Origin of the sequence: Leptolyngbya sp. FACHB-36 (assembly GCF_014695955.1) — a bacterium.
In the GTDB taxonomy this organism is placed as follows: domain Bacteria; phylum Cyanobacteriota; class Cyanobacteriia; order Leptolyngbyales; family Leptolyngbyaceae; genus FACHB-36.
The window spans coordinates 1-9,307 of the sequence record NZ_JACJPG010000346.1 but is presented as its reverse complement, the minus strand read 5'-3'; the positions used below and the strand labels follow the sequence as shown (position 1 = coordinate 9,307).

The following is a 9,307-nucleotide window of genomic DNA, read 5'->3' as shown; positions in this document are numbered from 1 at the left end:
CGACCATGATTACCTCCAGTTCAACTTTGACAACGATTAACGGTGAGCCAGCCGTTGCGCTCGAACACATGCCAGAAAGCTGGCAGCGTATTGCGATCGGGACATGGATGACAGAGCCGCGCGTTTATACGGCAATGGCTCAGGTGTTTCTGGCAAAACATCAACAGGGGCATTTTCTGTTTACAGAACGTTCTGATACTGAACATCTTCGGGATGCTTACTGCGAAGGAAACAGACGGTTGGCATGGGAAGCGGTGTGTCATTACGGTGAGGCGTTTCTGCCAGAGCGCTATCCTGATTTGCAACAAATTCAGTCGGCGATACAGGCTGAAAGCGCTCAGCAAACCGAACGTCTGGCGCTGGTCAACATTGTGAGTGATTTGTTTGATCAGCTTGGCTACGATGTCCCTGCTACGTTCTACTGGACGTTCTTGCACCCGTTACAGCGATCGGATCTATTTGAAGTGCGATCGTTCCGTTTCAGCGAGCAAGATTTGGGCGTTGCTCGAAAATTCGATGCCATCTTGCACGGCGGCTATGTGTCCCCTTTCCGACGGCTAATTGACAGCATATCTAGCCGCTACGGGTATTTTCTTGAGCATGAATGCGGCTGCGAGAACCATCTGGCGAAGCTCAAGCCGTGCGACTCAGCCTTTGAGTATGCGATTCCAGAAAAGATGCGGCAGAAGACTCTGCGAGCGTTTTTCTGGAGCGTGATGGAAGAGTACATGCTGTTTGAGTTGCGATCGGCAACTCGGCTCGTGTATGCGGATAATCTGACACTTTAACCAGTTCAGCGGGATGGGTAATCTAGCAATTACCCATCACCTGGGATTTACATCGCCAGCATTTTGGTAAACCTGCCAGGGATTGCTGTTGCGATGCAGCAAAGAACCTTTTAGGGTCACACAAATTGCAACAGATGCTGCCTCATGTGGACCTCGAAAGAGCGTTGCCGTGTCTTGTGTGCGTCCGCCTAACTCGTATTGGTCGCACGTAATAATTTCCTCGACTACGATAAAGGGCTTTCCGATCGCGTCGCAATCCATTTGAATTGCCAACAGGCGATTTTTGATTTCGTTCAAACACGCATCCGGAGCTAACTCTTTGGCAGACTGAAGGGCGGTTTGAATCTTCTGCCTTAGTTCGTGCTTAAAATGCTGTCGCTGTTGAGCAGACAAAGCTGCTTCCAATACAGAAGGTATATTTCGGTCAAGTACTCTATTCATAGGGTTACCACATCGTTAGAACCAAAATTGACGTGGAGAACACCCTGATCTGTTGGCACGCAAGTGAATAACTGAGCTAGTGGTCTGTCAAACTAAATTGACGAGTAGCTAAGAGCTACGAAGCGGGTTAGGGTTAAATCATTGAGGGTCTTCGACTCCTCACAATGACTCGTCACAATTTGCCTAAGAGGACACTAATGAGGCGATGCACAATGAACCGAGCAAACAAGCCACATACCACTCGCTACAACTGGCGCTAGTAGAAGTGATAGGAGTGATTGAGCCGGACGCTGCCGAAGTCTAGCCATTGAGCTGTCCTCATAAGTGGGTTGAAGTGCGATCGTCAATCAGGGCGCGTCAATGAATTGATTAGGGACGAACGGTGACCGGAAACGTTAGATCAAAGGAATTGAAGCTTCTGTCCTTTGCCTGCCCTGAAAAAGCAACGGTGTAGGAACCAGGCTTGGGAAACGTAATCGTGGTGCGAATGGCTTTGTGTCCTTTCTTATGCCCTTCCATTTGCATCGTTGAAAGAGGCAACTGCTGGGCGATCGGTCGATTACTAGAATCGTAGGCGGTCACTCGACAATTGCAGTTTTCGGGTGCAATCATCTCGCCGTTGGTCCGCGTCAGCATAAACCACGTCAGTGTTGGCTTTCTAGCATAGGGTGAGTCGTTCGGCTCCAGATGAATCATGGCAGTAATGTTTCTGGGAGCCGTTTTTTGCTGATGTGCAGTTAGCGGCGAGTTGAAAATAGATGGAGCGATCGCAAATCCACACACAGTCCAAACAAAAATCGGTAGAATCCGATGCATGTCATTTCCTCGTTTAGAACAATATTTGTTAGCGGCTAATTGCTAGTGGCAATTAGCCGCAACGAGCTAACGCACAGATTTCATGCCGTCAAACGCTTTGGTGATTTCCTCTGTGACGTAGCTAATCGGAGCACGCTGCCGAACTTTAATTAGGGAAGCGACACTCATGCCAGGAGTGAGCGAAAATCGTTCAGTTTTGCGTTCTAGAAACTGGCGATCGAGGCGAATCTCAACCGGAAAAACAGTGGGTCCGGGAGTTTGCTCATTGGTCTTGATTGCCTCGCTACCTACTTTCGTGACAACGCCTTTGACTGAACCAAACTCGGTAAATGGATAGGCGTCAATTCGGACTTCTACAGGCATCCCAACGCTGATACTGGCGATATCGGCATTGGCAAGTTGAACTCGCGCAATCAGCGCCTCGTTTGGCACAACCTGAAGCAGCGTTTGTCCTGCCTGAGTCACCACACCCGGAAGTTTTGGTCCCAGTTCAAACACAACTCCGTCCACTGGAGCACGCAAATCCTGATTCTTTAGATCGAGTTTTGCCTGATTCAGTTGCGAGTTCACTTCAACCAGCTGGCGCTGATTGTCTTTAATAACCGTGTCAAACTTCGTATCCAACTCTGCTAGTTGCGCCTGTAAATCCTGCTGCGTTTCATTCAGCACCTTGCCGTCTTCAACTTTGGTCTGCACCTGACCAATCTCAAACTGCCGTTTTTGCAGATTCGTTTGAGCCAGCTGCTTTTGCAAGTTGCTGACAGTGATTTCTCGCTGAAGCAGGTTCACGCGAGAAATTGCACCCTGCTCGGCTAGAGGACGCATTCGCTCTAACAGCTCTTGCTCGGTTTGCAGTTGAAATCCGGTTGACGCAATTTCGGCATCAGTTTGAGAAATCTTTGACTGAATGGATGAGGTCTCTAACCCGGTCAGCGATCGACGATCGCGCAACTGTCGTTGATACAGGTTATACCGCTCCATTTGCTCAGGAGCCAAACTTCTAGTGTCGCCCGTTAGTTGAGCCACCAGCAGCAGGCGCGTTTGTACCTGATTCATTAATTCGCGGGAGATGACCGCTTTGCTTGTACCCAAGGTTGCCAACGGTTTTCCCTGCTGTGCAATTCGCAAAACTGCAATCTCTTTAATCAAGCGGTTGCGCTGAATTAATAGTCCTTGCAGTCGATTCAAAAGCGCTGTCCTGTCCAGTTGCAGCAGCAACTGCCCCTGCTTGACTGGTTCACCTTCGCGAACCAGCACCGTCGTCACGACCCCGCCTGCTCTAGACTGAATAATTTGAGACTGCGACACAGGTTCCAGTTTGCCGCTAGCATTTACCACAACATCAACCCGCGCAAAAATTGACCAACCCACTCCGGCTGTAATTCCTGCCAGGATTACCCAAGTCAATCGTTTTGTCCAATTTCCGGCGGAGGGTAAGCCTGTCGCTTTACTTTCCAGGTCTTCCTCTACCCTATCTAGCACGATGCGATAGCGCGATTGCAAGGCTTCAAACGGGGCAAACAATCGATGGGGTCTCATGGCTTTTTTAGGTTTTAGAAACGTGAGGGAGTTGGGTAGCTGCTTGTTACTGGCGATTCGTTTTGTTGCTAGATGACCAACAGCAATAACGAATCGCTAGTGACGGCTATGCTTCGCGGGACTGTTGAGCATACAGGCAGTAGTAGAGCTGGCGGCGGGCAAGCAATTCCTGATGGGTTCCTTGCTCGGCAATGATGCCGGACTGCATAAACAGAATCCAATCGGCGCGAGCGATCGTATTGAGTCGATGCGTGATGAAAAAGCAGGTGCGACCCTGAAATCGCTGCATCAGGTTTTCGCAGACTCGGCGCTCTGTTTCGTAATCGAGGGCGCTGGTGGCTTCATCAAAAATCAGCAGGCGGGGATTTCGCATGACAACGCGGGCGATCGCAACCCGCTGTCGCTGTCCGCCCGAGAGAGATGCACCGCGCTCTCCGACCTGCGTACTGTAGCCTTCGGGCAACTGCATGATGAAGTCGTGGGCGTCCGCAATTTTTGCAGCGGCAATCACATCCTCATCGGAGAAGCTGCCAAACAGCGCAATATTGTCGCGAATGGTCCCCTGAAATAGCACCGCATCCTGAGACACAATGCCAATTTGCGATCGCAACGACGTTAAATCCACTTTGTTGACATCGTAACCGTCAATGGTAATGCTGCCGCTCTGTGGCATGTATAGACGCGGCAGTAGTTTCATTAACGTGCTTTTTCCAGAACCGCTTTGCCCAACAATGCCAACAAACGTTCCCCGTGCAATATCCAAATCAACATTTGACAGCTGTAGCTGTCCGGGTTTGAAGCCGAACTGGATGTCGTGAAATTGAACACGTCCGACGATCGACGGCAGTTGCAGCGCTGATCGCTCCGACGATAGCTCTTCCTCGGTTGGAGAGTCAGCAATGTCTGCCAGCAGTTCCATCGAGAGTGCCGTTTCCTGAAATCGCTGCCACAGTCGCGCTAAGCGCAAAAGCGGACCCGTCACGTATCCGGTCAAAATCCGAAATGCAATCAGCGCACCCAGCGACAGTTCTCCCTTCAGCACCGCTTCTGCACCAACCCACAGCACGAGTAGGCTACTGACCGTGTTCAGGAAATTACTGTACGAATAGAAGATGGTATTGATTGCCGAGGTTGTGAAACCGCTTGTGAGATATTGCACGTAGCGATCGCGCCACGTTGCTTCAACTAACGACTCAATGTGCTGCGATTTAACCGACGAAATTCCACCCAGCACTTCCACCATGTACGATTGCACTTGCGCGCCCTGATCTGCCTTAACGCGAATCAGCTTTTGCTGAATTCTGGACATGATCAGCGTGGATACAATGATGACCGGAATCGTTAGGAGCACACACAGCGTCAGGCGAACGCTGTAGAGGAACATGACGCCGATGTAAAACAGCGAAAATGCCACATCCATCACGGTTGTGATGGCGGTGTCTGTCAGAAATTGACGAATGTTCTCTAATTCCAACAGCCGCGATGACAATTCTCCAACTGGGCGCTTCTCAAAAAAACTCAGCGGCAGGTGCAGCATGTGACGCACAATTTCCACACCCAGATGCAGATCGATCCGGTTGGTGGTGCTAATCAGCATGTACGTCCGTAAAATGGTCAGCACGCCTTCCAGCAGCGCAAACGTGACCATTAAGCTGCCAAACGTAGTCATCGATCCTGCGTTGGCGCCGATAATCACGTTATCGATGATTTGCTGCACCAGCAGAGGATTTGCCACACCCAAAAGCTGAATCACGATCGAGGCAAGCAGCACCTGCACCAGAACGCTCCGCTGTTTCAGCACCATTGGCAGAAACCAATTGAAGCCAAACCGCTTGGTTGGGGTGTTTGGAAACCGCTCCAGAACGATCGCGCGGCACTGAGCCGATTCGCGGGACGGGTCATCGGCTACAAGGCGAGTTGCCAACTCCGCCGGATCAAGCTGCAACAGTCCGGTGCGTGGCGACCCCAGAACCGCTGTTGTGGGCGTCACATCATGCAGCACGGCAAACACGTCGTAGCACTGAATCAGTGCCGGAGTTGTCAGACGGTTAATGCCACCCGCTGTAGGTGTGAACCGAACAACCTGCGCATTCAAGCCGATCGCCTGAGCAATCCGCAGATACAGATCCAGTGGCTCAAATTTGTGGAGCGTTTGCTGCTTTAACGAGCGGCGTAGCGAATCTGGGCGAAACGGCACCTGCAACCGATCGCAGATCATGCCAAAACACGCGACGACATCCTCGCTGGGTTCCGGCGCAGACGCTCGCCAAATCGGGTAGTCCCTGATAGGAGGAGCGGGCAAGGGTCCAGTAGGATCGTCGTCAACAGGGGGAACGGAGGGCGCAAGGCGGGCAGGAGTGCTCTGACTCAGTGCTGTCGATGTCAAACACGATCGATCGATGCCCAATAAACGCACCGGAAACGGAGACAGGCGCGTCTGCTTCAACTGATCGACGCTGCGGATTGATGACCCGATCGGAAGATTGAGCAATTCACCACTGCTAACGAGCCAGAGGTGATCGGACGGTAGATCCAGTGGTGCTGCCCCATCCCAATGTTTCACAACCGCCAATTGTTCCTGGTCGATGTACTGCACCACCTCTTTCAGGTTGATCTGGGCAGCACGATCGCTGTAGGAGCCGTGCTGTGCACTAGATAGGGTCACTAAGGCACGGGACAGCGTGTCAAATAGTTCTAGCAAGCCTGCCCGCTGCATCAACACAGGCATCAAGTAGTTCAGCGCCAGCGCCTCAAACGCATCGGCAGGCAGCGCCAGCGTCAGGATTTCTCGATCGCCTGCTTGAGACGCTGCCGCCCGAACTGACCCGATCGCCACGCGACGCAGCAAGCTGTCCCAGCCCAGCGTCGCGCCTTTGCCGACAACCGCGAGAGTTGGGCTTTGATGCGACACAGGACCAACAATTCGCACGCGCTCCTGAACGACACAGTGAACCGCAGACGGTAATTCTTTAGCTGGGTAGATGGTTTCTCCAGGCTGAAAGGAACATAGCTGCAGCTTGGGTACGATTTGTTTCCGCACCGCGACAGGCAAATAATTGAAGGGCCATGTGGCAAAAAAGTCCGCCAGAAACGAGTGCATGGGTACATCAACGTGCGTCATTGCCGCGAATCCTCCACCAATTGTTTATGCCACTGACGCAACAGGTACACGGTTCGGCTGTCTGCGAGTTTGCTCTGTCGCATCCGTCTGCACTGCGATCGCGCCTGGTGCTTCAATGATTCGTCTCGTTTGGGCGTGCAGCCACTGAGTGTACATGCGCTCCATTAAGTTGGTGCGAGTCGCTTCCGTGAGTCGCGCTGCTGTAAATTGCTCCAAACGCACGACCCAAAAGCAGTTGTTGACGGGCACGGGACCGTAGACAACTCCCGTTTGCTCAGACCGAAACAGCGCTGCCACTTCGCTGGGAAGCGTAGATACCGGAACCGGACCGACCCACCCTCCCGTTTGGCGATCGCTCCCTAACGAATGCTGCTGAGCTAATTTAGAAAATTCCACTCCATCATCCCGAAGCTGAAAATACACTTCTTGCGCCATCGACAAGTCGGCGAGCTGAATCCGTGAGTATTCCACTTGATCCAGATCGGACTTAACGCGAAGAAATTCTGATTCAACTCGGTCAGCAAACCGAAGCTGCTTAAATTTTTGCAGTTGCAGCTCCCGCATAATCACGGCTCTGAAATACTCTAGTGTCATTCCCTTCTGCTGACACCACTGAGTCAAAAACTCTCCAAAATCATCGGGTACCGGAGTGTCAGTTGCCCCAACTAGGGTCTGAAATAGCTCCTGCTTCGACAACGTAACATCTTTGATCACCTCATCGAGCAAAACCTGTCCGACAAGGGGTTCCAGGAGCTTGTATTGAACCAGAGCAGAAATAATTTGATCACCATCAAACAGGCGAGGACCAATCTTCAAACGGCTACTCATTTCAGTATTCCAAATCTTCGGAGAAGTTTTGCGATTGACACACCGATGTCCTGAAGCGAACACTCCTCACCGCTGCTAATTTAGGGCAGCGACTCCTGAATAACAACACCCAGTTCTCCTTGTGGATCAATAGTGAATCCAATTTGCGCCAAGCAATCGGACCTTCAATGGGTGACAGAACCTTTACCAACAGAGCACCACACCTATCCAATGACTCAGGTTATAGCAGGATGACGCACTTGTCTAGTTAATTAGAACCATTTCTAGAAGTGTTCCAATTAATCCAGATTCGTCGTCCACCTGTGTAGCTATGCAAGATTACCGTCGTCAAACCTGATACTTCACTAAGTCTTCACAATTAGAACATTACTGAAATTTAGTTCTAATTAGCTTGCAAAACGGCTTTTAGGTAAATTAAATAACATCATTAAGCTTACGTAAAGCCGTAACGATCGCGGTCAGAATACCTTAGAAGCCAAGCAGTAGGCTTATCTTTGCATCAAAATTATTTCTTCCTCAGATTGAAATACATCAGTATAAAAAGCGGAGCCCTACCTAGAAAAGTTCTGAGATATTCAGGTTGGCTAATTGCTTTAACTTATTTATCTTGGTACAGAGTGATGCCGCGCTTCATCGTAAGGTTACAGGTGCAGAATTGTGTGCTCAGTCCTAAGAGCTAGCATTCATACCCGGTCCCAAAATCTTACTGTATGAGCGTTTCAGCCTAGTTCTTCCCAGCCTTTATCAATCTGTAAGAAGCATTGCAGAGGCAGTGTAGAACGCATCTGACAGTTTTGAGCACTACCACTGCTTTTAAAAAGCAGCACAAGTTTCTCGGTGAGACATGAAGTCAGCACGCTTAGCCGTGACTTGGCTCCAGTTCCACGAATGCAAATCAACCCATTTACAAGGAAATTATCATGAGCATTAGTGCACAAGTCGGGCTAGATACCCTCCTCGCTTTGTTGCAAGACGGTGTGTCGCAAGGTCCCAATCAGGACTTTGTCGGGAATGCACAGGACGACTTTGCACGCGGCGGACTCGGAAATGAGTTGCTGCTTGGCAATGACGGCAACGATTTTCTGGGCGGCGACGACGGCAACGACGGTATGTTTGGCGGCAATGGCAACGATCGCGTTGAATCCGATCGCGGCGACGATCGCGTTTTTGGCGATGCTGGCGACGATCTGCTATTTGGCAGCTTAGGCAACGATTTCCTCTCTGGAGGAACCGGCAGAGACTTGCTGGAAGGTGAGTTTGGCAACGATGTCCTGATCGGCGGCGATGGCATCGATATCATGAAGGGCGCTGAGGACCGCGACCTGTTTCTCTATGAGGGAAATGCGTTTGCTAACGGCACTCCTGCCCCTGCGGGACAGACTGGCATCAACGCGGTAAACCAACCCGATATTATTCTGGACTACACGATCGGCGAAGACCAGTTTGCATTCAATGGGCAGGATCTAGGCATTGAGAACCTAGCATTTCAAAAAGGACAAACCGCCGAGATTGCTGGAGCCAGCAACATGATTGTGCTGACGGACCCCTTCGCTGCTGCTGGAGCCGCTGCCCGCGCCATTGCCAACAACGACAACATCACGGCTGACGAAGGCGTTTTTGTCTACTTCAACTCGACCCTCGGATTAACCCGTATGGTTTACTCTCAGGACCTGAGTGATGGTGGAAACATCAGCGTGCTTGCTAACCTGGACAACCAGCGCGGCGCAACTGGACAAGCAAATCTGGCAAACTTCACACAAAATGACTTTGCCTT

At 51.0% G+C, this 9,307-nt stretch carries 7 protein-coding genes; 2 read left to right on the top strand and 5 right to left on the bottom strand.

What is annotated here, in order from left to right; all coding sequences use genetic code 11:
* Positions 1 to 788 (top strand): hypothetical protein (locus tag H6F43_RS09880; RefSeq protein WP_206754551.1); only part of this gene is annotated, 788 nt, incomplete at its 5' end.
* A 36-nt stretch (positions 789 to 824) separates the two neighbouring features.
* On the opposite strand, the gene H6F43_RS09875 is transcribed toward H6F43_RS09880, so the two are convergent.
* From H6F43_RS09875 to H6F43_RS09855, 5 genes are all read right to left on the bottom strand, one after another.
* Positions 825 to 1,229 (bottom strand): hypothetical protein, encoded by a 405-nt coding sequence (locus H6F43_RS09875; protein WP_190342613.1) that lies wholly within the window; start codon positions 1,227 to 1,229, stop codon positions 825 to 827.
* A gap of 369 nt (positions 1,230 to 1,598) precedes the next feature.
* Positions 1,599 to 2,045, bottom strand: a complete 447-nt coding sequence (locus H6F43_RS09870; RefSeq protein WP_190342612.1) for a hypothetical protein — start codon at positions 2,043 to 2,045, stop codon at positions 1,599 to 1,601.
* A gap of 66 nt (positions 2,046 to 2,111) precedes the next feature.
* Positions 2,112 to 3,584, bottom strand: coding sequence for an HlyD family type I secretion periplasmic adaptor subunit (locus tag H6F43_RS09865; protein WP_190342611.1), 1,473 nt, complete (start codon positions 3,582 to 3,584; stop codon positions 2,112 to 2,114).
* Positions 3,585 to 3,690: 106 nt separating this feature from the next.
* Entirely contained in the window at positions 3,691 to 6,705 is a 3,015-nt protein-coding gene (locus tag H6F43_RS09860) for a peptidase domain-containing ABC transporter (RefSeq protein WP_190342610.1), read from the bottom strand.
* Positions 6,706 to 6,729: 24 nt separating this feature from the next.
* Positions 6,730 to 7,533, bottom strand: coding sequence for a peptidylprolyl isomerase (locus H6F43_RS09855; RefSeq protein WP_190342609.1), 804 nt, complete (start codon positions 7,531 to 7,533; stop codon positions 6,730 to 6,732).
* 920 nt (positions 7,534 to 8,453) lie between these two features.
* On the opposite strand from H6F43_RS09855, the gene H6F43_RS09850 reads away from it, so the two are divergent.
* Positions 8,454 to 9,307, top strand: an 854-nt coding sequence (locus H6F43_RS09850) for a hypothetical protein (RefSeq protein WP_190342608.1), incomplete at its 3' end; no start/stop codon positions are given.

Coding starts and splice junctions, on each gene's coding strand:
- H6F43_RS09875 (WP_190342613.1), bottom strand. CDS start 1,229: ATGAATAGAGTACTTGACCGAAATATACCTTCTGTATTGGAAGCAGCT.
- H6F43_RS09870 (WP_190342612.1), bottom strand. CDS start 2,045: ATGCATCGGATTCTACCGATTTTTGTTTGGACTGTGTGTGGATTTGCG.
- H6F43_RS09865 (WP_190342611.1), bottom strand. CDS start 3,584: ATGAGACCCCATCGATTGTTTGCCCCGTTTGAAGCCTTGCAATCGCGC.
- H6F43_RS09860 (WP_190342610.1), bottom strand. CDS start 6,705: ATGACGCACGTTGATGTACCCATGCACTCGTTTCTGGCGGACTTTTTT.
- H6F43_RS09855 (WP_190342609.1), bottom strand. CDS start 7,533: ATGAGTAGCCGTTTGAAGATTGGTCCTCGCCTGTTTGATGGTGATCAA.